This window comes from Halobacillus litoralis (assembly GCF_004101865.1).
Lineage (GTDB): Bacteria > Bacillota > Bacilli > Bacillales > Halobacillaceae > Halobacillus > Halobacillus litoralis_A.
This window is the reverse complement of sequence record NZ_CP026118.1, coordinates 1,195,001-1,216,730: the sequence shown is the minus strand read 5'-3', so window position 1 is coordinate 1,216,730 and position 21,730 is coordinate 1,195,001. Positions and strand designations below refer to the sequence as shown.

General features: G+C 41.9%; 26 protein-coding genes. 17 read left to right on the top strand and 9 right to left on the bottom strand.

What is annotated here, in order from left to right:
* Nucleotides 1–19: 19 nt before the first annotated feature.
* Together recX and HLI_RS06170 are read left to right on the top strand one after the other, a co-directional pair.
* Nucleotides 20–832, top strand: coding sequence for a recombination regulator RecX (recX, locus tag HLI_RS06175; protein ID WP_128523959.1), 813 nt, complete (start codon nucleotides 20–22; stop codon nucleotides 830–832).
* 98 nt (nucleotides 833–930) lie between these two features.
* Nucleotides 931–1,692, top strand: coding sequence for an NUDIX hydrolase (locus tag HLI_RS06170; protein WP_164908503.1), 762 nt, complete (start codon nucleotides 931–933; stop codon nucleotides 1,690–1,692).
* Nucleotides 1,693–1,853: 161 nt separating this feature from the next.
* On the opposite strand, the gene HLI_RS06165 is transcribed toward HLI_RS06170, so the two are convergent.
* Nucleotides 1,854–2,750, bottom strand: a complete 897-nt coding sequence (locus HLI_RS06165) for an HAD family hydrolase (RefSeq protein ID WP_241655947.1) — start codon at nucleotides 2,748–2,750, stop codon at nucleotides 1,854–1,856.
* Between the two features lie 115 nt (nucleotides 2,751–2,865).
* Here HLI_RS06165 and glcT point away from each other — a divergent pair, with 115 nt between their 5' ends.
* From glcT to HLI_RS06150, 3 genes are all read left to right on the top strand, one after another.
* Nucleotides 2,866–3,708 carry a glucose PTS transporter transcription antiterminator GlcT gene (gene glcT / locus HLI_RS06160; RefSeq protein WP_128523955.1) on the top strand — a complete coding sequence of 281 codons (843 nt, stop codon included), beginning with the start codon at nucleotides 2,866–2,868 and terminating at the stop codon, nucleotides 3,706–3,708.
* 240 nt (nucleotides 3,709–3,948) lie between these two features.
* On the top strand, nucleotides 3,949–5,985 hold the full coding sequence (gene ptsG / locus HLI_RS06155) for a glucose-specific PTS transporter subunit IIBC (RefSeq protein WP_128523953.1): 2,037 nt from the start codon (nucleotides 3,949–3,951) through the stop codon (nucleotides 5,983–5,985).
* Nucleotides 5,986–5,999: 14 nt separating this feature from the next.
* Nucleotides 6,000–6,266 carry a phosphocarrier protein HPr gene (locus HLI_RS06150; RefSeq protein ID WP_128523951.1) on the top strand — a complete coding sequence of 89 codons (267 nt, stop codon included), beginning with the start codon at nucleotides 6,000–6,002 and terminating at the stop codon, nucleotides 6,264–6,266.
* Between the two features lie 112 nt (nucleotides 6,267–6,378).
* On the opposite strand, the gene HLI_RS06145 is transcribed toward HLI_RS06150, so the two are convergent.
* A complete protein-coding gene (locus tag HLI_RS06145; RefSeq protein WP_128523949.1) occupies nucleotides 6,379–7,038 on the bottom strand; it encodes an SDR family NAD(P)-dependent oxidoreductase in 660 nt (219 codons plus the stop codon).
* Between the two features lie 99 nt (nucleotides 7,039–7,137).
* On the opposite strand from HLI_RS06145, the gene HLI_RS06140 reads away from it, so the two are divergent.
* A complete protein-coding gene (locus HLI_RS06140) occupies nucleotides 7,138–7,476 on the top strand; it encodes a YfhH family protein (RefSeq protein WP_206659638.1) in 339 nt (112 codons plus the stop codon).
* A gap of 35 nt (nucleotides 7,477–7,511) precedes the next feature.
* Here HLI_RS06140 and HLI_RS21525 read toward each other — a convergent pair whose 3' ends face one another.
* Nucleotides 7,512–7,655 carry a YpzG family protein gene (locus tag HLI_RS21525; RefSeq protein WP_164908502.1) on the bottom strand — a complete coding sequence of 48 codons (144 nt, stop codon included), beginning with the start codon at nucleotides 7,653–7,655 and terminating at the stop codon, nucleotides 7,512–7,514.
* Complete coding sequence (gene sspK, locus HLI_RS06130; RefSeq protein WP_128523943.1) at nucleotides 7,648–7,821, bottom strand: small acid-soluble spore protein K; 174 nt, start codon at nucleotides 7,819–7,821, stop codon at nucleotides 7,648–7,650. Before sspK ends, HLI_RS21525 begins: the two co-directional genes overlap by 8 nt.
* Nucleotides 7,822–7,930: 109 nt before the next feature.
* Here sspK and HLI_RS06125 point away from each other — a divergent pair, with 109 nt between their 5' ends.
* The gene (locus HLI_RS06125) at nucleotides 7,931–8,197 is read left to right on the top strand and encodes a YfhJ family protein (protein ID WP_128523941.1); all 267 of its coding nucleotides are present in this window, start codon (nucleotides 7,931–7,933) and stop codon (nucleotides 8,195–8,197) included.
* A 341-nt stretch (nucleotides 8,198–8,538) separates the two neighbouring features.
* On the opposite strand, the gene HLI_RS06120 is transcribed toward HLI_RS06125, so the two are convergent.
* The gene (locus tag HLI_RS06120) at nucleotides 8,539–9,537 is read right to left on the bottom strand and encodes a metal-dependent hydrolase (protein WP_128523939.1); all 999 of its coding nucleotides are present in this window, start codon (nucleotides 9,535–9,537) and stop codon (nucleotides 8,539–8,541) included.
* Nucleotides 9,538–9,597: 60 nt separating this feature from the next.
* Here HLI_RS06120 and mutY point away from each other — a divergent pair, with 60 nt between their 5' ends.
* Complete coding sequence (mutY, locus tag HLI_RS06115; protein ID WP_128523937.1) at nucleotides 9,598–10,686, top strand: A/G-specific adenine glycosylase; 1,089 nt, start codon at nucleotides 9,598–9,600, stop codon at nucleotides 10,684–10,686.
* Here mutY and HLI_RS06110 read toward each other — a convergent pair.
* Nucleotides 10,676–10,900, bottom strand: coding sequence for a cytosolic protein (locus tag HLI_RS06110; RefSeq protein WP_128523935.1), 225 nt, complete (start codon nucleotides 10,898–10,900; stop codon nucleotides 10,676–10,678). The two genes, mutY and HLI_RS06110, sit on opposite strands and share 11 nt — an antisense overlap.
* A gap of 264 nt (nucleotides 10,901–11,164) precedes the next feature.
* On the opposite strand from HLI_RS06110, the gene HLI_RS06105 reads away from it, so the two are divergent.
* From HLI_RS06105 to HLI_RS06090, 4 genes are all read left to right on the top strand, one after another.
* The gene (locus HLI_RS06105) at nucleotides 11,165–12,205 is read left to right on the top strand and encodes a C40 family peptidase (protein ID WP_128523934.1); all 1,041 of its coding nucleotides are present in this window, start codon (nucleotides 11,165–11,167) and stop codon (nucleotides 12,203–12,205) included.
* 126 nt (nucleotides 12,206–12,331) lie between these two features.
* Nucleotides 12,332–12,511, top strand: a complete 180-nt coding sequence (locus HLI_RS06100) for a gamma-type small acid-soluble spore protein (RefSeq protein ID WP_128523932.1) — start codon at nucleotides 12,332–12,334, stop codon at nucleotides 12,509–12,511.
* Nucleotides 12,512–12,811: 300 nt separating this feature from the next.
* Nucleotides 12,812–13,339, top strand: coding sequence for a nucleoside tri-diphosphate phosphatase (gene ntdP / locus HLI_RS06095; RefSeq protein WP_128523930.1), 528 nt, complete (start codon nucleotides 12,812–12,814; stop codon nucleotides 13,337–13,339).
* A gap of 71 nt (nucleotides 13,340–13,410) precedes the next feature.
* On the top strand, nucleotides 13,411–15,183 hold the full coding sequence (locus HLI_RS06090; RefSeq protein ID WP_128523929.1) for an ABC transporter ATP-binding protein: 1,773 nt from the start codon (nucleotides 13,411–13,413) through the stop codon (nucleotides 15,181–15,183).
* A gap of 33 nt (nucleotides 15,184–15,216) precedes the next feature.
* On the opposite strand, the gene HLI_RS06085 is transcribed toward HLI_RS06090, so the two are convergent.
* The 3 genes from HLI_RS06085 to HLI_RS06075 all read right to left on the bottom strand — a co-directional run bounded on the left by HLI_RS06085 (nucleotide 15,217) and on the right by HLI_RS06075 (nucleotide 18,198).
* Nucleotides 15,217–16,284 (bottom strand): FUSC family protein, encoded by a 1,068-nt coding sequence (locus HLI_RS06085; RefSeq protein WP_128523927.1) that lies wholly within the window; start codon nucleotides 16,282–16,284, stop codon nucleotides 15,217–15,219.
* Between the two features lie 323 nt (nucleotides 16,285–16,607).
* Nucleotides 16,608–17,903 (bottom strand): glutamate-1-semialdehyde 2,1-aminomutase, encoded by a 1,296-nt coding sequence (locus HLI_RS06080; RefSeq protein WP_128523925.1) that lies wholly within the window; start codon nucleotides 17,901–17,903, stop codon nucleotides 16,608–16,610.
* Nucleotides 17,904–18,111: 208 nt separating this feature from the next.
* Nucleotides 18,112–18,198 (bottom strand): YjcZ family sporulation protein, encoded by an 87-nt coding sequence (locus HLI_RS06075; RefSeq protein WP_074735040.1) that lies wholly within the window; start codon nucleotides 18,196–18,198, stop codon nucleotides 18,112–18,114.
* A 253-nt stretch (nucleotides 18,199–18,451) separates the two neighbouring features.
* Here HLI_RS06075 and HLI_RS06070 point away from each other — a divergent pair, with 253 nt between their 5' ends.
* The 5 genes from HLI_RS06070 to perR all read left to right on the top strand — a co-directional run bounded on the left by HLI_RS06070 (nucleotide 18,452) and on the right by perR (nucleotide 21,551).
* A complete protein-coding gene (locus HLI_RS06070) occupies nucleotides 18,452–18,862 on the top strand; it encodes a potassium channel family protein (RefSeq protein WP_128523923.1) in 411 nt (136 codons plus the stop codon).
* 64 nt (nucleotides 18,863–18,926) lie between these two features.
* Nucleotides 18,927–19,397 carry a thioredoxin-dependent thiol peroxidase gene (gene bcp / locus HLI_RS06065; protein WP_128523922.1) on the top strand — a complete coding sequence of 157 codons (471 nt, stop codon included), beginning with the start codon at nucleotides 18,927–18,929 and terminating at the stop codon, nucleotides 19,395–19,397.
* An 80-nt stretch (nucleotides 19,398–19,477) separates the two neighbouring features.
* Nucleotides 19,478–20,431 carry a D-2-hydroxyacid dehydrogenase gene (locus HLI_RS06060; RefSeq protein ID WP_128523920.1) on the top strand — a complete coding sequence of 318 codons (954 nt, stop codon included), beginning with the start codon at nucleotides 19,478–19,480 and terminating at the stop codon, nucleotides 20,429–20,431.
* A gap of 1 nt (nucleotide 20,432) precedes the next feature.
* Nucleotides 20,433–20,990 carry a cob(I)yrinic acid a,c-diamide adenosyltransferase gene (locus tag HLI_RS06055; RefSeq protein WP_128523918.1) on the top strand — a complete coding sequence of 186 codons (558 nt, stop codon included), beginning with the start codon at nucleotides 20,433–20,435 and terminating at the stop codon, nucleotides 20,988–20,990.
* A gap of 117 nt (nucleotides 20,991–21,107) precedes the next feature.
* Nucleotides 21,108–21,551, top strand: a complete 444-nt coding sequence (gene perR, locus HLI_RS06050) for a peroxide-responsive transcriptional repressor PerR (protein ID WP_128523916.1) — start codon at nucleotides 21,108–21,110, stop codon at nucleotides 21,549–21,551.
* Nucleotides 21,552–21,730: the final 179 nt, after the last annotated feature.

Genomic DNA, 21,730 nt, shown 5'->3' with positions numbered 1-21,730 from the left:
GAAAGTAGAGGTGAATAAGATGGCAAAACTTACGCGAATTACTACCCAGAAAAAGCATAAAAGCCGATACAACATTTTTTTAGACCATGGAAAAGGGGAGGAGTATGGTTTCAGTGTCGAAGAGGATGTCTTAATCGAACATCGTCTTCAAAAGAATATGGACCTTGATGAAGCGACTATCCAAGCACTCATCCAAACAGATACGCTACATAAATCATATACCCTTGCCATCAATTATTTAAGCTACCGTATGCGCTCTGAAAAAGAGATACGGGATTATCTCAAGGGAAAAGAAACGGATCCTGAACATATTGATGAGATTGTCACCCGCTTGAAAAATGACCGGTTAATAGACGATCAGGAGTTTGCTAATTCTTTAGTAAGGACGAGGGTGATGACCTCCAGCAAAGGACCGCTCCTCGTAAAAAAAGATTTACTGGAAAAAGGCGTTGCTGCCCCCAAAGCAGAGGAAGCGATTCTTCAGTATTCCTTCGATCAGCAGTATGACAAGGCGCTCAAATTCGCTGAAAAGAAATTGAAAAGCGATGGACGTAAATCTCATCGTCAGCAAATCCAAAATGTGCACCAGACCCTGATGCAAAAAGGCTTCCAAGGGGATGTCATTCAAGAAGTTTTGGCCAATCTGCCTGAAGAAGAGGATGAAGATGCAGAATGGGAGGCTGTCGTGTATCAAGGAGAGAAACTGTTGCGTAAGTTTCAGTCCAAAGCTGAAGGATATGAACTGAAGCAGAAAGTGAAATCAGGGCTTTATAGAAAAGGATTTACATTCGATTTAATCGATCGTTTCATAGATGAATATGTTGAAGGATAATGTGATGAGGCTTGAGCCGAATAAGGTTTTATAATTCCTCCTCCCTTGTCTTCGTGTATACTATTAACTGTAATTTTAGAATGGTGAGGAGGAGCAGGATGATTTATAAAAAAGAAATCATCACCATATACCCGGAGGATTATGAAAGAGTCACTCAATTTTTTCATAAGTATGAACTTCCGCTCCACCTTGGGCATGGAGCCAGGCTTATTGGAAGGTATAAGACAGAGGAAAGTAATGAGGTCACATGTTTGTGGGAGTACGATTCTCATGAGGAATTTCATAACATTCAGGAAAAAATGAAGCAATCAGATCTATACAGGAAAGCAATGAAAGAGAGGGAAGATATCGAACAGCTTTTTCTGGAAGTTAAAGTGGAGATGCTTGAGAAGACAGGGGACTATCATTTTCCGAAATATATCGTCTCTGTATCTGCTTTTGTCACAAATGATGCAGGAGAAGTACTCCTTGTTAAAAATGAACATAGAGAAGATACATATGAAATGCCTGGTGGGCGTGTAGAGTATGGGGAAAGCCTTATAACCGCTGTGAAAAGGGAAGTTATAGAAGAAACAGGTGTCAAAGTGGAAATCGACGGAGTTACAGGTGTATATCACAATATTTCCAGAGACATTGTCTGCATTGTTTTTAAAGGACATCAGAAGAGTGGAGTGCCGCGCCCCTTACCTGGTGAAACAAAAGAAGCTCTCTTCAAAGATGTGCATTCCATTGATCTCACAAAATGGGTGACGAGAGATCAATTCCGTGTAAGGATTTTTGATGCCATGCAAAAAGAAGCGGGGCCTGTAGAGAGTTATCATGTACGCCCTTATGGAATCGTAGACCGTTTGCCAAAATAGCTATCGTCCTTTCTTTTAGTGGCCCCACATGTATGGCAGAATTATGGAAGGCTTGAGTCGAGGTGATGAGCTTATACAAATACATCCAAAGATATTAAAGAGCCGTCTTAAAAAGAGAAGTGAAAGTCAACTTGGCGACAAAAAAAGAACAAGCCGTTGACTTATACGTCAGCAGCTTGTTCTTTTTTATAGAGTAATCCTTTTTTCTCTAAATCTTCGATCGCTTTATGGACATGATCGACTGTATGGGCGGCGTTTGCTTTGACTTCAGGATGAGCGGCTGACATAGCATAGCTGTGAGGTGTCATTTCAAACATACTTAAGTCGTTAAATGAATCTCCGACACAAGCGATTTCATCCGCTTTTAGCCCCAGACCCTCCATCAAATGGCGTAGGCCGCTTTGCTTGTTAATGGATTTCGGCATCATATCCACACAGGTTTCATGAGAAATGAAGCTGTCAATTTCATCACCGAATGTATCGGCTATTTTTTCGGCAGCAGCTACAACGTCTTTTTCTTTACCATGCAATGTGATTTTGGATGGAGTGATGGAAGCTCCGATTTGCTCTTTAACTTCCGGATTTACGATGATGTCATGGAACATTTGTGCAGATATTATATCGATCCATTCATTATGTTCTTTTGTGAATGTTTCTTTTGCAGTAGACACGGTTTTGATCATCGGCTCATCATCGATGGCTTCTAAAATGCGTTTAGCTAATTCACTCTCAAATGTCTTAGAGTGAATCTCTTTGTCACTATCATCAAACACAAAGGCGCCGTTTTGACTGACCCGGTGACCATTAACACCTACTCTTTTCAATACTTCAGCGATTTCGTGATCCATTCTCCCAGAAGCGACTGCCAGGGGTGTCCCTTGTTCAATCATTTGTTTCAAAGCATCAACATCTTCATGCTTTATATAGTGATCCATTCCTAGTAATGTGCCGTCAAGATCTGTAACGAACAGTTTGATCATAATAATCTCCTCTCCGAATTTCCCGATTGTATTCTGAATACCTAGATGATTGTACATGACGAAACCGCTTTCTGACAAAGAAGACGAATCCCCTCTTAGCATAACCTCTTGTAAAAAATACAAAACGAATATACGATAGTATTTATGAGAAGACTGAAAACGCTTTTAAGTGTAAATTAAGTGGAGGTCCTTTATGGAGCAACAATTAAAAATAGAAAAAATATTGAATAATAACGTCCTCATTGCCGCCCACCCGACCTTTGAAGAAGTGGTGCTGATAGGAAAAGGCATCGGTTTTAACCGAAAGAAAGGCGATGATATTTCTTTCGATAAAGCAGACAAAACCTTTTTGTTAAGTAATGAGCGTGAAAAAGAACAATATGTCAACTTGCTCCCATACATAGACGAGAAGCTCATTGATTTCATGAACGATGTCCTTCATCATGTTGAATCAAGAATGGGACAAGAGCTTAATCAACACATACATGTGGCATTGACTGACCACTTGGCTTTCGCCATCAATCGTGCTAAACAGAATCTCCAGTTCTCCAATCCATTTTTGTTGGAAATCGAGTCTCTTTATCCGAAAGAGTATCAAGTGGCTATGGAAGTCGTAACACTGATCTATGATGAAATGGGGATTCAATTCCCTGATGGGGAAGTAGGTTTCATTGCTCTTCACATTCATAGTGCTGTAACAGACAAAACGTTGCGTGAGATCAATAGACATAATCAGCTCATATCGAAGCTTGTGAAGATAGTGGAAGATACAATGCAAGTTTCCATTGATAAAAACAGTGTCGATTACCATCGGTTAGTCCAGCATTTGCACCGGGCTATTGACAGGGTATATCAAGATGAAAATGTAGGGGACGAAATTCGTTTAGCAAAGATGTTGAAGGAAGAATACCCAGTGTGCTATAATTTAGCATGGAAATTGATAAAAGTGATGCAAAAACAGCTGAATAAACCTGTAGATGAATCGGAAGCGATTTATTTGACGATTCACTTACAACGTTTAACCCATAAATCCTAAACGTACGTGTTACTGACACGATCAGGCATGAGTACAAGAAGATTTAGTGGTTATCATAGGGAGAAGACTGCCCTTTGATAGCCAGCGAATCTTCTGTACTCATGCCTTTTTTAGTGCTTTCATCCATGATTGCGCCCAACAGGAGGGCGCATATCCTTTACTTGAAATTGAAAACGTTTTATTTTTCTGAAATTGGATATGGGCAGCTGTTTTACTCACAAAACAAAAGGAGGAAATATAATGTTCAAGAATGCTTTCGGCACCTTGCAAAAAGTCGGTAAAGCGTTGATGACCCCTGTAGCCCTGTTACCAGCGGCCGGACTGCTGCTTGCTTTTGGTACAAGCTTTGCGCAAGATAATTTCGTTGATAAAGTGCCCTTTTTCGGGACTCCATGGGTACAAAAATTCCTGCAGGTAATGGCTGAATCCGGTGGGATAGTCTTTGATAACCTGCCGTTATTATTTGCCGTCGGTGTAGCAATCGGCTTAGCCAAAGGGGATGGGGTAGCAGGACTCGCTGCCATTATCGGTTACTTGATTATGAATGTCGTCATGGGTGTCTTAGGTAACGTAGATGCCGACATGACATCAGATCCTGCCTATGCAGAAGTGTTAGGAATACCCACACTGCAAACTGGCGTCTTCGGTGGTATCATTGTCGGTATATTAGCCGCCTCGATGTATAATCGGTTTTTCAATATAGAATTGCCACAGTTCTTAGGGTTCTTTGCTGGTAAGCGTTTCGTGCCGATCATTACAGCTTTTACTTCATTGTTCTTAGGAATAATCATGCTGGGTGTTTGGCCTTTTGCCCAATCCGGGCTTAATGCATTATCTCACTTGATGTTAGAAGGGAACCAGACGATTTCAGCCTTTTTCTTTGGCTTGATTGAACGATCATTGATTCCATTCGGCTTACACCATATTTTCTATTCGCCATTCTGGTTTGAGTTCGGTAGCTATACGAATGCAGCGGGAGAAGTCATTCGTGGTGACCAAACGATTTTCTTTGAACAATTAAAAGATGGCGTTGAATTCACAGCAGGTACATTCATGGTCGGTAAGTTTCCGTTCATGATGTTCGGTCTACCCGCTGCAGCGCTGGCTATTTATCATACGGCGAAGCCAGAACGTAAGAAAGTAGTAGGGGGGATCATGGCATCCGCTGCCTTGACTTCATTCCTGACAGGGATTACAGAACCAATTGAGTTCTCCTTCCTATTCGTAGCTCCACTATTGTTTGCGATTCACGCTGTTTTCGCTGGTTTCTCCTTCATGATCATGGAAATTCTTGGAGTGAAAATCGGCCAAACATTCTCTGGTGGTTTGATTGACTTCATTCTATTCGGAGTCATGCCGAACCGTACAGACTGGTGGTGGGTCATCATCGTCGGCCTGGTATTCTCTGTGATTTACTACTTCGGATTCCGCTGGGCGATCCTCAAGTTCAACTTGGCGACTCCAGGACGCGAGGATGAAGCAGAAGACGAGGAGGATGATGGAGAAGTAGGCGACCTGCCTTTCGAAATTCTGGAGGCGATGGGCGGTCAGAAGAATATCGACCACTTGGATGCATGTATTACAAGGTTACGTGTTTCTGTAAATGATAAGGAAGGCGTCAATAAGAACCGATTGAAGAAACTCGGAGCATCTGGAGTTATGGAAGTCGGAAACAATATCCAGGCGATTTTCGGTCCTGTGTCTGATACATTGCGTGGTCAAATGCAAGATATCATTGATGGTAAAACACCTCGTTCCAGAGAAGATGTTTCAGAGATCGTAAACGAGAAGAAAGAAGCAGAACCTCCTGTAACAAAAGGAGAATTGGAATTTGTCAGCCCGATCAAAGGGAGAATCATGCAGATCACCGAAGTGCCGGATCAGGTTTTCTCAGGTAAAATGATGGGTGATGGCTTTGCAATTGAGCCGGAAGATGGTAAGATAGTTTCGCCGATCAACGGTAAAGTTCTTAACGTATTCCCTACAAAGCATGCCATTGGTCTCGAAGCAGATAATGGAATGGAAATCTTAATCCATATCGGTATCGATACAGTCAGCTTGAAAGGGGAAGGTTTTACAGATAAAATTGCTGAAGGTGACGAAGTGAAGCAAGGGCAGTCATTGATGGAAGTTGATTTGAACTATCTCAAAGAAAACGCGCCATCAGTTGTAACACCGATTGTATTCACCAACCTTCAAGAAGGTCAGTCTGTAAACGTTAAAGCTTCAGGTCAAGTCAATCACAATGATCCAGATATCATTGAAATCAAAGAATAAAGAGGAGAATGAACATGGCAGAACAAACAATGAAAATTACAGCCGCTGAAGGAGTGCACGCTCGTCCAGCGACAGCTCTTGTACAAGTAGCAGGGAAATATCAAGCAGATGTGAATCTTGAGTACAAAGGTAAATCCGTGAACATGAAATCCATCATGGGTGTTATGTCTCTTGGTATCCCTAACGGGGCAGAAGTGACTTTCAAAGCGGAAGGTTCTGATGAGGCAGAAGCAGTGGAAGCCGTCGTGGCAAAAGCAAAAGAAGAAGGTCTTGGAGAGTAAGATAAACTAAAAGAAGCTGTCCCATTAAAATAGGGACAGCTTCTTTTTTGCCTGAATCAAGGATTCGAGGAAACGGTTCACTTTTCTTGAGGTCTTATGAATGAGGTGCTGATTAGCGATCGACGATTATTTCCTCACGGCCATCGTCTTCATTAAAGATTTGTTCGGCAACAACTTCCGGGCCTTTTAGACGCTCGGGGTCGTCTATGTGTTTGGTTTCACTCCAGAATGGTGTGTTCATGCCCCCCATATAAACCGCTGTAGCTGACATGTTTTCTTTTGCCCACTCTTTTTGCAAGCTTTCTGTAAAGCCACGCACAGCAAATTTACTTGCACAGTAGATGCTTTCATTCTTTTTACCTCTCAAGCCTGCAGTAGAAATGATGTTCAAAATCCTTCCTCCTGATTGCTTTAATTTTGGTAAAGCATATTGGGTCATTAATAAAGTCCCTTTGACATTCGTATCCAGCATCTTATCAATGTCTTGTTCCGTGTAACCAGCTAAATCGCCGAAAATACCAAGACCTGCATTATTGATCAATACATCTAAAGTTTCGATTTGTTTCAATGCTTCAGAAACAGATGCAGGTTCTGAAATATCACAAATAAGAACCTCTGCCTTGCCCCCTGATTCTTTGATTTCATCCTGGACGATCAAGAGGTTTTTTTCTGTCCGACCCGAAAGATAGATGGTGTTTCCTTCAATAGCGTACTTATGGGCTAACGCACGACCGAGTCCTGTCCCTGCGCCCGTAATCATTACATGACTCATATGGTTTCTCTCCTCTATAATTCTTTGTTCACCATATTCATTGTGAACAAAGCCTGCTAAAATGTAAAGAAAGGGCAAGTTTTATTAGGAGGTATGAAATTGGAACGACGTTACAGTGATTATAGTCAAAATGAATTAAGACAAGAGATTGCTCAACTAACGGAAAAAGCACAGAAGGCGGAGCAAATGGGAATGGTGAATGAATTTGCTGTCCATGAGCGTAAGATCATCATGGCAAAATCATATATGCTGGATCCTGGGGTCTTTTCAGCAGGTGAAACTTACCGTCTTGAAGGCGATCCTGCTCATGTCTTTTATATTCAATATATGAACGGGATTTTCGCTTGGGGTTACCGTAAAAATAATAACGGAGAAAAAGTGAGTGTAGAAGAGGAAGAGGCATTGCCGATTTCCATGTTAGGAGAAAAAGTAACATAAAAGCTGGGCACGGTTAACCGCACCCAGCTTGGGATCTAGTTTCTTTTTCTAGCTTGAACTTCAGTGATTTGGTCTGCCTGCGTCTGTTCTGTCTCTCCGTTCACTCGACTGCCTAAATGTTTGATACTGCGATGAGAACGTATAGCAGAGGCATTAGTTTTGAAATTACGCTTACCCATGGTAATTCCTCCCTGTATCATTGACGTCCCGGTGTCTGGATCTTGCCGCTCTTTCCTGTGGCTTACTGTTGATCTTTCCATTAGGACGTAAAGCGAGGTACTCACTTTGGTCATCCGGTGCGTGCGTCATTTTTACATTAGGGAAATTTTTAGCCTTATTACGCATCAGTTACCCTCCTCATGTCTCAATGAAGAGACAATAGTATTATGTACCGTTCGGTGCAAAGTATGTGGTACAATGGTGGTGAAAACATTGCCAAATATGGAGTGGTCCTATGCACGAAATTTATCAGCGGTTAGCTGAACAATTATATGAGAAGAACCCGCAATTGACGATTGAAGAAGCTAGAACGTGGGTGGAATTGCTTTGGGAAGACTTTGAAGCGACAAGAGCGAAAGCAGGTCATGATTATCAAGGGAAGCAAATGACCGAACAGATCGTTGTGCAGTGGATCAATCATTATGGGCCTAAACTGCACGAATTCGTAGCAACGAACCCAAAGTATAAGAAGATGCTTGAAAAAAAGGGATATTTACATTAATAAGAAAAGAAGGAGCCTCTCATGTAAGAGAGACTCCTTCTTTATATACGTCTAAGCTTTTTGGGGGCTGCCAGGGCGCTTGCACACTTGATTTATCCGGTTCCAGCGCCTAGCCCCTCGAGGTCATAAGTCAACCAACTCCGTGAAGGAAAAGCACTTCACTATGTTGTTTGACTTATGCTTGTCGGGGCTGCCCAAGGCGCTTGCACACTTAATTTATCCGGTTCCAGCGCCTAGCCCCTCGAGGTCATAAGTCAACCAACTCCGTGAAGGAAAAGCGCTTCACTATGTTGTTTGTCTTATGCTTGTCGGGGCTGCCCAAGGCGCTTGTACACTTAATTTTACTTAGACTCCATTGGGCTGAGTTTGTTTTGCAGTTTTTCTTCGGTGAAAACCCAGCCTGTGTAGGAATTCAATACTTTCAGGTCCTCTCCATGTTCATCATCGATTTGTGCGAGGGCGACGAATGGGTACCGTCCGCGGGAACGGTAGCGTAAGTCGATGAACCTCACTTCTGTGTACTCATCATGAAAGCTCATTTCATAACGGAACACTGGAGAAAAGGATAAAAAGGCTTTGATATTATGATCGGTCAAGGCAGTTTGTACGACTGGATCCTCGTAATCGATGGGCTTATTGACGAATTCGTCAAGGATAGTGAGATGGCCATTTTCAGCTCTTCCTACGTAATAGTTGGTCGGTGTCGTAATGGCAATCCGCCACACATTCTGCTGGATAGTCGGCGATGTGGCAATTTGCTCGACATTTTCGAAATGTTCATGAATGAGCCGGACAAGTTCTCTTTTGTCAAAATATCTTTTCACATAGTAAAGAGCGATGACAAAGTAAATGATCAGCCACATGAGGCCAGGATTAGCTCCAAGGTTCCACCCGACTATCCCTGCCAGGTGCAGTATGAAAATATAAGGATCGAAAGTGTTTATGAACCCGTATGCGACCCACCGGTTCGAAATGGGTCGGTAAGCTTGAGTACCGTAAGCATTGAAAATATCGACAAATACATGCAGGATGACAGCAAGAAAAGTCCATAGCCAAAGGTGGAGGAAGTCCACTCCTGGTGTGAATAAATAAATGAGGCTGGGGATACTTATCCCCCACAACAGCACCGCAGGAATAGAATGCGTGATACCGCGGTGATGACGAATGTATACAGCATTGTTTTTTAGTTTTAGTACAGTGTCTGAATCAGGCGCCTGCGACCCTATGAGCGTACCGATAAGCACTGCATTGAAGAGTGCGGGATCGGAATTCACAGCAGGGTCAAGGGTTGCTATCCCTCCAAGGGCGACGCCCATAACGACGTGGGTTCCAGTGTCCAAATTTTATGCCTCCTTTGGTCAGACAATACGTTAGTAGTTTATCATGAAGGATGATTTTAAATGAAAAATAAAGAAAGAATAGAGACGATCTTAGAATATTTTAATGCTGAATCTTTCAGGGACGACTTGATTCGATGGTTCAAAGAAGAACAACGCCTTTTACCATGGAGAGAGAATCAGGATCCCTATCGAGTCTGGGTATCAGAAATTATGCTCCAACAAACCAGGGTTGATACAGTTATTCCTTATTTTAATTATTTTTTAGAAAAGTTTCCCAATCCACAAGCACTAGCAGATGCAGAGGAGCAAGAGGTCCTGAAAGCCTGGGAAGGTCTAGGGTACTATTCCCGTGCTCGAAATTTGCAAAACGCTGTTCGTGAAGTTGTAGAAGAGTATGGGGGAGTTGTTCCGGACAACCCAGAAGAGCTGGGTAAATTGAAAGGGGTAGGTCCTTATACGAAAGGAGCAATCTTAAGCATTGCATATGATACACCGGAGCCTGCTGTAGATGGGAATGTCATGCGTGTCCTCTCAAGAATTCTTCATGTAGAGGATGATATTAGTAAACAGAGTACAAGAAAGCTTTTTGAGGGGCTTGTGGGCTTCTTGGTTTCCCGTCACGACCCGAGTTCCTTCAACCAGGGGCTAATGGAACTAGGGGCGCTGATATGTACTCCTAAAACGCCTTCTTGTATGTTGTGTCCTGTACAAAACAATTGCCGAGCATTTGAGCAAGGAATAGAGACGGAATTACCCATTAAGTCTTCAAAAAAGAAACAGAAAAAATCCCCTTATTTATTATTGCTTGTCCAAAATGAAAAAGGGGAAGTATTGATTGAAAAGCGTCCTGAATCTGGTCTCCTCGCTTCGTTATGGCAATACCCGATGGTACCCCTGGAAGATATAGATAAGGAAACAGCACCTCACTGGTTTTTCGGTGAATATGGTTTGAAAATAGAATTAGGGGAGCCGATCACGGACATCAGGCATGTGTTTTCTCATCTGATTTGGGAAATGGGAGTTGTAAGAGCTACCGTAAAGGATGGAGAATTGGATCACGATCGGGCAAGATTCATAAATCCTACAGACATGAGCGACTTACCCTTTCCAGTTTCCCATCAAAAAGCGCATCCTTATATTAGTCAATAACAGGATGAGTGCCGTGGCTCCAAGTTGCTTCCTGCGTCTGGAGGCCTCCGCGGCGCTTAATTTCGTTATTGATTTCTCTTAAAAGTGTTATGCCTTCGGAGTTCAGATAGGGTGAACTCTGAGATAATGCATAATGAAAATATCCCAGCTCTTTTTCTTCCCATTCTTGTTTAGATTCCATCGACAAAGCAGATAAATCCCTTCCTACATACATAGTTCAACCTCCTTCGAACTTACTTTATGCATTTTTTATGTCATCATACACAAATAGGTGCCGGGAAGAATGTAACAAACTTGTAAAGTAAATGTAATGTAAGTCAAGGATCCTTAATACGACAAGGTTCAAGTAAGAAATGTAGGTATTTGGTGAAGTTTTAGACTATTTACAATTCAATGACATTTAGGAATAATTAGATATAGACCAAATCGATTAGACTAATTTCATCACCCATATATAATTAAAGAGAGGGTTTTTAGTATGAATAAGAAGAAGGTGGCAACAGCTGTCTGCGGCTCATTGATTGGCGCTTCACTTTGGGGATCTTCTGTTTTTGCAGATGAATTACATAAAGTCAAATCTGGTGAAACTCTATGGAGAATCAGTACTCAATACGAAGGTTCTGTATCGGACATCAAATCGTGGAATAATCTTAATTCTAATACCATTTATGCAGGACAATCCCTGGTCGTCGAAAAAGGCTCCACTGATAGCACTACCCCTACCGAATCACAGCCAAAAAAATCTTCTTCAACTAATACATACACGGTTAAGAGCGGTGACTCGCTTTGGGCGATTGCTACAAGACATGATATGAGTGTATCTGAACTGAAAAGCCTGAATAATTTAAGCGGTAATATCATTTATTCTGGTCAAAAGTTGAAATTGACAGAAGGAACGAATACCTCAGATCGGAAAGAGTCTACTCAAACCGAAAAACCGAAATCTGAAACAACTTCAGACTCATCAACTACATATACGGTCAAGAGCGGAGATTCACTGTGGGCGATTGCAACGAAATACGATATGTCCACTTCAAGCTTGAAAAGCTTGAATAACTTACAAAGTAATGTCATCTATGCCGGGCAGAAGTTGAAAGTTAGTGGAAAACCATCAACTAGTCATACTTCTACCTCAAAACCAGCGGCTTCAAACACCGGATTAGTCCAAGAAGCTAAGAAACACATTGGTACTCCATACAGGTGGGGCGGGGCATCACCAGCTGGTTTCGACTGTAGTGGATTCATTAAATATGTATTTAATCAGGAAGGGTTCAGCATCCCTAGAACAGTAGCATCTATTTATGCAGATAGTCGTGCAGAACATGTGAGCAGTTCTAATCGTCAAATCGGGGATCTGGTGTTTTTTGAAACTTATAAACCCGGAGCATCTCACGCTGGAATTTATGTGGGCAACAATCAATTCATTCATAGTGGATCGACAAATGGTATTGAAATCAGCTCCCTGTCCAGCAACTATTGGGGACAACGCTACATCGGCACAAAGAGATTCACCAACTAATTCATCCAAAAAGGCGCACCAATCAAAAGGTGCGCCTTTTTTCTATGTGTCGAAAAAATAAATTTTCCGTTTTAGGAATGAAACATCGCTCACCTGTACACAATAATTTTTGCGGAGGTGATAAACATGGCTAAGCAACCGAAACAAAACAAAACAGCTGCTGGTACAGACAAAAATCATGTGAAACAACAGAACCAACAAGCTGCTCAAAAAGGTCAGGACCAATATGGTGCTGAATTTGCATCTCAAACTGATGCACAACAAGTACGTGAGCAGAACCAAAAATCTCAGGCTAAGAAAAAATAACCTGAATTGTTGGTAAGGTTGGCCAGGCTGTTTATTAGCCTGTATCAATCCCCCGAACGAAGAAGTCGCCTGATGCAGGCGGCTTCTTTTTTTTTAGTAGTGATTGTTTCAAATCACTTTAAACGTTCACAGGTATTTAGAAGTTTGCGCTCATTCCTTTTTGTATCGATGAAATAAACATTTGTGGTTGCTTTTTTTGTTGCACTTATATTTTCTGCAGACCAATTGTTTTCATTCCTTTACATTTGTCGTTATAATAGACAGAAGGTGATTCGGAAAAAGAAGGGAAGGGGGGATTTCATGCCCGGCCCAGACGCAGGAAAACGCATTGAAATTCAAAGTTATAAGCACAATGGGCAATTGCACCGAGTTTGGGAGAGTACTACGATTCTAAAAGGGACAAGACATGTCATCATCGGAGCCAATGACCGTACAACAGTAACAGAAAGTGATGGCCGCAGGTGGACAACAAGAGAGCCTGCTATCTGTTATTTCCATTCAAGACACTGGTTCAACGTGATAGGCATGTTACGTAATGACGGGGTTTACTACTACTGCAATATCAGCTCGCCTTTTATTTATGAAGAAGAGACGATCAAATATATAGATTACGACTTAGACGTCAAAGTTTTCCCTGATATGACGTACAAGATCCTTGATGAAGATGAGTATGAAATTCATAAGCGAAGAATGAATTATCCACATGTATTTGACAGGATTTTATATAACAATATCGATACGTTGATCAGGTGGATCAGACAACGGAAAGGTCCTTTTTCACCTGAATTCATCGACCAGTGGTATGAACGATATTTAACGTATAGATGATGAAGGATTGCGCCCTTATAAAAAGGGCGCAATCCTTGTTGTTTGAATGGTTTAGAAAGTAGGTGAGTTTTTTGGGTAGCATCAAAAGATATTTGCAATTTGTGAAACCTTATAAAAAGAAAATCATTCTTACTGTACTAATCGGAGTCGTCAAATTTTCTATTCCATTATTGATGCCGTTGATCATCAAGTATGTGATTGATGATATTATCAATGCTGATTCTTTAGCGCAGTCTGAGAAAATGGATCAGCTGCTCCTTTTGATGGGAGGCGCCTTTGTTGTGTTTCTAATCCTTCGGCCGCCGATCGAGTATATCCGTCAATATTTGGCTCAATGGATCGGGAGCAACATTCTTTACGATATAAGGGAAAAGCTGTTTGACCATATCCAAAGGTTGAGTTTGAGGTTTTATTCAAGAACGAAGACAGGTGAAATTATTTCCCGTGTCATTCATGATGTCGAGCAGACGAAAACATTTGTTATCACAGGATTGATGAATATTTGGCTGGATATGTTTACGATAGTGATAGCTATCATTATCATGCTGACTATGGATCCTTGGTTGACCTTAGTCTCAGTGGCTTTGTTTCCGTTTTACGGGTTTGCGGTCAAATTCTTTTATGCAAGATTACGTAACCTGACCCGCGACCGTTCACAGGCGCTAGCAGAGGTGCAGGGCCATTTGCATGAACGTGTCCAGGGGGTCCCCGTTACGAGAAGCTTTGCTCTGGAAAATCATGAACAACGACAGTTTGACGTTAAAAATAAAAACTTTTTGGACAGAGCGATCACCCATACGAATTGGAATGCTTATACGTATTCTGTAACAAACACAATCACGGACTTAGCTCCATTACTGGTTATTGCCTTTGCAGGTTACCAGGTCATCACTGGGTCTTTGTCGGTAGGGACGATGGTTGCTTTTATCGGGTATATGGACCGTGTTTACAACCCATTAAGGCGTTTGGTCAACTCAGCTACAGTTTTGACCCAATCCATCGCTTCCATGGACCGTGTGTTCGAATTTGTTGATGAAAAGTATGACATCGTCGATCGCCCTGGCGCTAAGAAGTTAGAGAATGTCGATGGAGATGTCAAGATTGAGAATGTCTCATTCAGATATGAGGAAGAAGACCCTCTCGTATTAAATAACGTCAATTTGGATATCAAAAAAGGGGAAACCATCGCCTTTGTCGGGATGAGTGGCGGAGGAAAGTCTACACTCATCAGCTTGATTCCCCGTTTTTATGATGTTACTTCAGGTAAAATCATGATTGATGGGACGGATATCCGTGATTTGGAAGCCCGTTCATTAAGAGATAATATCGGAATGGTCCTGCAAGATAATATTTTGTTCAGTGAGTCTATCGCGATGAATATCCGGATGGGGGACCCTGATGCAACTGATGAAGAAATGGTGAATGCGGCTAAAGAAGCCAATGCCCATGAGTTCATCATGAATCTGCCGAATGGCTATGACACTTTGGTAGGGGAACGTGGCGTGAAATTGTCTGGAGGACAGAAACAAAGAGTAGCGATCGCTCGAGTGTTTTTGAAAAACCCTCCATTACTTGTGTTGGATGAAGCGACATCCGCATTGGATCTTGAGAGTGAAAACCTCATCCAGGGCGCGCTTGAACGGTTGGCTTCAGAGCGGACCACCTTCATCGTAGCACACAGACTTTCTACGATTACGCACGCAAATCGAATTGTATTGATTGAAAATGGCGAAATCGTTGAAGTCGGCTCTCACCATGAATTGATGAGGCAGCGTGGCCATTATTATGATTTATATCAAGTACAGGAATTGGACGATAATAAACAAGAATATATGGGAACTTAAAAAAAGGCTGTCGCTCAAATTAGCGACAGCCTTTTACTTATCTGATGTTTGGATGAAATCATCCTGATGATGCGTTTGGTAGCTTTTTAAAAGTTTTTTCAATCGTTCCAGTTGATAATGATACTCCATCAACTGGGAAGCGAGAGGCAGGAAGATAAGTTTATCCGGATTGTTGCTCGTTTCATACACATGCATGAGCTGTTCGACAAGCAGCGGGATATTCGGTTCTTCAATTTTTCGTAAGGACTGTTTGTGCGTCCTTTTTATTCTCCCCTTCAAACTTAAAACCAATTTCTCGTGAGCATTGATGAGCTTATCAAGTTCATTGACGACTGAATCCTGAAAGTCTCCTGGTATTTGTTCGATTTTGTGTTCTAACCGATAGAAAGCCTTCAATACGTCAAAGGATTTCTTAGTCGTGGTAATCAGTTGGCGGAAAAGTACGAGCTTTCTTCCTTTGGAGAAACGGCTGCCTTTGAAGTATGTTCTTTCTTCTGAATAAAGCAGATAAGTATGATCGATCCACCGGATATTATCTTGAATACGGGTGATTTCATATTTTAGAGCTGGTTCATCCGATAATTGTCTCGTCGTCACACGTAACCATTGGAGTATATCTGTAGTCGCATGATCGATTTTAGAGAACAATCTCGTTTCATATCGGGGTGGAAGGAAAACGAGATTGACGATGAAGGCAGCCAAGATACCAAGGAGCATGGATGAGAAACGAGAACCTGCAAAGTACAGGAAGGTTTGGTCTGTCGAGTCCATTAAAGCTATGACCGCCACCACAGCAAGAGCGATTGTATTTTCGTTCATTTTTAAGGTTGTCGTCATACCAATAACCAAAATGATGGCAAACCCAACGATGAATGGGTCATTACCTAATGTGAATACGGCAAGTATAGCAATGATCGCACCGATCGTATTTCCTTGCACTTGTTCAATAATGGATTGATAAGAACGATAGATTGAAGGCTGGATGGAAAAGACAACGGCAATGCCAGCTAATAATGGAGAAATGAATCCGATCAAGTGGCCAATATAAAGGGCTATACCAACGGCTAACCCGGTTTTCATCATTCTTGCGCCCAATTTCATAACAAGCATCATCCTTCTTTTAATGTGAAGCTTCCCTCATTAAGGTAAGAGAATCAATGGAACCATTATACCTTATTTTACTAATAAAAAAAGACAAAGAAAAAGCTTATGCATAATATATGCATAAGCGGCAAGGGGGACCAGCTCGAGGCTGGAACCTATGAAAAGGGAAAGAAATGAAACAAAGATCATAATTCGTGGGAATATTCAGAATTATGTATATATAATAGCATGAAGGTAAAAGATAATCAATTGAATTTTCAGAAAAAATTCACTAAAATTTAATCCCCACTATTTGTTTTAAAAAAGTGGGGATTTGTTGATTAGTCATTGGCCATTGTACGGAATGTTCTTGCAACAGCTTCTAATGTGCGATCGATATCTTCGTCGGAATGAGCGGTTGTTAAGAACCATGCTTCATATTTAGAAGGGGCAAGGTTAATGCCTTCGGCGAGCATCAGTTTAAAGAAGCGGGCAAATCGTTCACCATCCGTATTTTCTGCTTGTTCATAGTTTTCAACTTTTTCCTCAGCAAAATAGACGGTCAAGGCTCCTTTCAAACGATTGATCTGTATAGACTGATCATTGTTTTTTGCGTGTTGGAGAATTCCTTCTTCCAGTCGCTTACCAAGACGGTCCATTTCTTCGTAAACACCTTCTTGTTGCAGAACCTCAAGGCAGGCGATACCTGCTGACATGGATGCTGGGTTTCCGGCCATGGTCCCTGCCTGATAGGCTGGGCCAAGAGGAGCCACTTGCTCCATAATGTCCGCTCTTCCACCATAAGCACCGATCGGTAAGCCGCCGCCAATGATTTTACCCATTGCTGTCATATCTGGTTCAATGTTCAACAATTGTTGGGCACTCCCGTATGTAAAGCGGAAAGCTGTAATGACTTCATCGTAAATGACCAGTGCGCCAGCGTCGTGGGTAAGTTCATTTACTTGTTCAAGAAAACCTGGTTTAGGTTCGACGATTCCGAAGTTGCCGACAATAGGTTCCACGAGTACCCCGGCGATTTCATCCCCGAATTTATCCAATGCTTCTTTAAATGGTTCAATATCGTTGAATGGTACTGTGATGACATCTTGAGCGATTGAAGCAGGAACCCCAGCTGAATCAGGTGTACCGAGGGTGGATGGTCCAGACCCTGCCGCAACCAGCACTAAATCTGAGTGACCATGATAACAACCAGCAAATTTGATGATTTTATTTCTTCCGGTATAGGCCCTGGCTACACGGATGGTTGTCATGACCGCTTCAGTGCCTGAGTTGACAAAACGGACTTTATCCAAAGAAGGGATGGCTTGCTTGAGCATTTTTGCGAAACGGTTTTCAAGCACTGTCGGTGTCCCATACAATACGCCGTTTTGAGCTGCTTTAGTAATCGCTTCTGTGATATGAGGGTGAGCATGCCCTGTAATGATTGGTCCATATGCTCCCAGGTAATCGATGTATTCATTTCCGTCCACATCAAAAAAACGGGATCCTTCAGCACGATCCATGTACACCGGAGTTCCGCCTCCTACACCTTTATAGGCTCTTGAAGGAGAGTTGACCCCTCCTACAATGTGGTCAGTCGCTTCTTTATATAATTGTTCGGATTGGTTCATATTCATTTTCCTGCCTCCTAAACAAACATTTTCACTCTTATTGTAGCATGCTTGTCCATGTGAGAAAGATTAGTAAAAGACACCCTTCTGTTAAAAAAGGTGTCTTTTGCGAGGTTCCTTCACTCTAGAGCGTTGAAACAGTAATCCGATCGTTTACGTGAGGAAATAAGCATACTATTTCATGAGCATACTCATGAATCAGTTTATGCCGTTTTTAGTATACGAACGCTGCACCAACGATGATTAGAAGGATGAAAAGAACAACGATTAGCGCAAAGCCTCCGCCATATCCGTAACTCATTTACAATTCCCCCTTTCCATTGTTTACAGTATCCTATGCAGCTTAGTGGAAGGGGGGATGTGCATTCGCCCGGTTTTGTAACGAAAATAGTTGAACAACTATTTTGAAGGGAAAACCTGGCACCTCAGGTCATCCAAATTTTGGATGACCTGAGGTGCCAGGTTTTAGGAGGTATAAATAACGTGAGGCTCTCATAAGAAAAAGTAAAGGCTTGTACTGTTATATATTCCAGCTTCCAGTAAAGGAGCTTCCTATGTTCACCATCATCATCAGTTCCATCTCCCTCACTCTGATCATCATCAGCCTTCGTCAAATTTTCATTTCATTGGAATTTGAACATAATATCTTTTCTTTTCAATTATTTCTTTCAATCATGCTTCTTTACACTATAGTCATGATCGGGTTTGGTATCATCTATGCTGGTCTGATGCGCCAGGGGATTATCGTTTACCGTATGGAAGCCAATCTTCCCCGCGCATTGGGGATAGCTGAAATCGCCCGAAGTATTTATTTCAGCGGAGTGACGCTCTTTACAGTAGGGTACGGAGATATGATTCCTGTAGGAGTAGGAAAGTGGTTATCTATCATAGAGGCCATGATCGGGTATACTCTCCCTGCAGCACTAGTCGCAAAGGTTTGGCAGAAACATCAGGTGAACCGTTAAGGTTGGAAGTTTAAAGAAAGATAAGGTACCCTTGTAGATAGAAACTATTTAGGAGGGTCTCATAATGACAGTTGAAAAAGGTAAACAAGTAACAGACTTCACATTACCAGCGAATAATGGAGAGTCCGTATCATTATCTGAATACAAAGGGAAAAACGTAGTTCTTTACTTCTATCCAAAAGATATGACACCAGGCTGCACGTCAGAAGCATGTGATTTCCGTGACCATCACGAAAGCTTCGCAGACCTTGACGCTGTTATCTTAGGAGTCAGCCCGGACCCTGTAGAATCACATGAGAAATTCATAGACAAGCATGATTTGCCATTCCTTCTATTAGCTGATGAAAACCATGAAGTTGCCGAACAGTTTGGTGTATGGAAGCTGAAGAAGAATTTCGGTAAAGAATATTACGGTATAGAGCGTTCGACTTTCATTATCGATAAAGAGGGGAACCTTTCCGAAGAGTACCGCAAAGTGAAAGTAGACGGACATGTAGAAGCAGCCCTTGAATACATCCGAGAAAATCTCCAATAACTATTCCTGAACCATAGTCTTCATGTGACTATGGTTCCTTTTTAGTCTAAAATAATAAGCAAAAGGAAGGGAGTGTTACCATGAAAATCGTTTCTGCGATCAAGCGTGTTCCTGATGAAATCCAGCAACGCCTGATCACTCGTTTCACTGACGCTGAATTCATCTTTTGTCATGGCATTGATGAAGCCCGCCATTATATAGGAGAAGCAGATGTTTTCATTACATATGGGGAAGATTTGGATGCACAAAAAATTAAAGCTGCCAAGAAGTTGAAGTGGATCATGGTCTTATCTGCCGGTATGGACAAAATGCCCTTTGAGGAAATTTCTGAACGGAATATCTTAGTGACGAACGTGAAAGGCATCCATGCACAACCCATGGCTGAGTATGCGATTTCAATGTTGCTTCAAGTATCACGGAAAGCAAAAGAACTGATGGATTTTGAGCAAAGACATGAGTGGAACAGGCAACCAGTGATGAATGAAATCAACGGCCGTACAATGGTTCTCTTAGGTACAGGGGCTATTGCCCAAGAAGTAGCCAGATTGGCGAAAGCATTTAATATGAAGACAATCGGAGTTTCTAAATCCGGGCGTATGCGTGACCATTTCGATCAAGTTTTCCCGGTGGATCAAATCGATCTTGTGCTGCCACTAGGGGAGTTTGTAGTAGCTGTCCTTCCAAGTACTCCTGAGACCCAGCACCTTCTGAGAGCTGATCATTTTAAGAAGATGCCTGATCACTGTGTGTTCTTGAATATGGGAAGAGGTGATTTGGTTTCATCAGAAGTATTGCTGGAGGCTGTCGCAGAATCATATATCTCACATGCAGTCCTTGATGTTTTTGAAGAGGAACCACTACCGGAGGAGCATCCACTCTGGTCAGAAGAGAAGATAACCGTAACCCCTCACATATCAGGACTCTCTCCTCATTATGTTCCACGGGGTTTCGCACTTTTTGAAGAAAACTTGGAAGTGTTCCTGAGTGGGGAAGGGACCCTTCGAAATATTATCGATCCAAAACGGGGGTATTGAAATGAGAATTTATACACGTTCGGGAGATAAGGGAGAAACATCATTGATCTATGGTCAACGCGTACCTAAGAATGACCTAAGAGTAGAGGCTTATGGTACATGTGATGAGGCTAACTCAACCATTGGTCTTGCATTGAGCCATTTGAGGAAAGAAGAGTGGGCGGATAAAGAAGCGTTTATGGAGATGATGCAGAAAATCCAGACCATACTGTTCCATGTAGGTGCTGAGTTGGCTACTCCTCAAGGGAAAGAAGTACATTGGAAGTTGAAGAAAGAACATGTAGAGGAATTAGAACGCCAAATTGATGTGTGGGACAAAGAACTTGACCCTTTAAAAAACTTCATATTACCATCAGGACATCAAGCCTCCGCCACTTTTCATTTATCCAGAACCGTTGTAAGACGAGCTGAACGGGTAGCCGTCACCTTGGAAAGTGAACTGGATAATCAGTTGGTTGTCTCCTATTTAAACCGTCTGTCTGATTTCCTATTTGTAGCCGCAAGATATATCAACAAAAAACTGGGTGGTACCGAAACGCCATTAAATCCTGATGTCTAAAAGTTTAATCCAAGCTTCTTTATATTGACAATGACTTCAGAAAAAGGTTAAACTAATTGTAAGGATTCTAATTTAATAATATTATAAATCAAGAATCAGTTTATGAAAGCGAGGTGCATGACTGTGTCAGATTATCGACTCCAAGAAGCCATAGATACATTGAAAGGTTCTGGTGTGCGTATCACTCCACAGCGTCATGCGGTGCTTGAATACCTGCTGAATTCTATGACTCACCCAACAGCTGATGAAATATATAAGGCATTAGAAACTAAATTTCCGAATATGAGTGTAGCAACGGTTTATAACAATCTTCGTGTATTCCGTGAAATCGGACTAGTCCGAGAGCTGACTTACGGTGATTCATCAAGCCGCTTTGATTGTAATACGAGTGATCATTATCATGCGATTTGCGATTCATGCGGTAAAATTGTCGATTTTCACTACCCGAGTTTGAATGAAGTGGAATCATTAGCTGAACAGGTGACTGGATTTGATGTAAGTCATCATCGCATGGAAGTCTATGGAACGTGCTCAAATTGCCAATCAAATAACACTCACTAAACTGGAAGCGTTACTGCTTTCAGTTTTTTCATGTCCAATGCCCCTCTCGAAAGGGGGGTCACTAACTACGACACCTATCCTTTTCTCCGTTTTTTTTAACTTCAATAAGTCATAGCATGGCTAACAGGCATTCCTGAAGTAAAGCTAATATTATCAAAATAAAAAAGGATCCGCTTTTG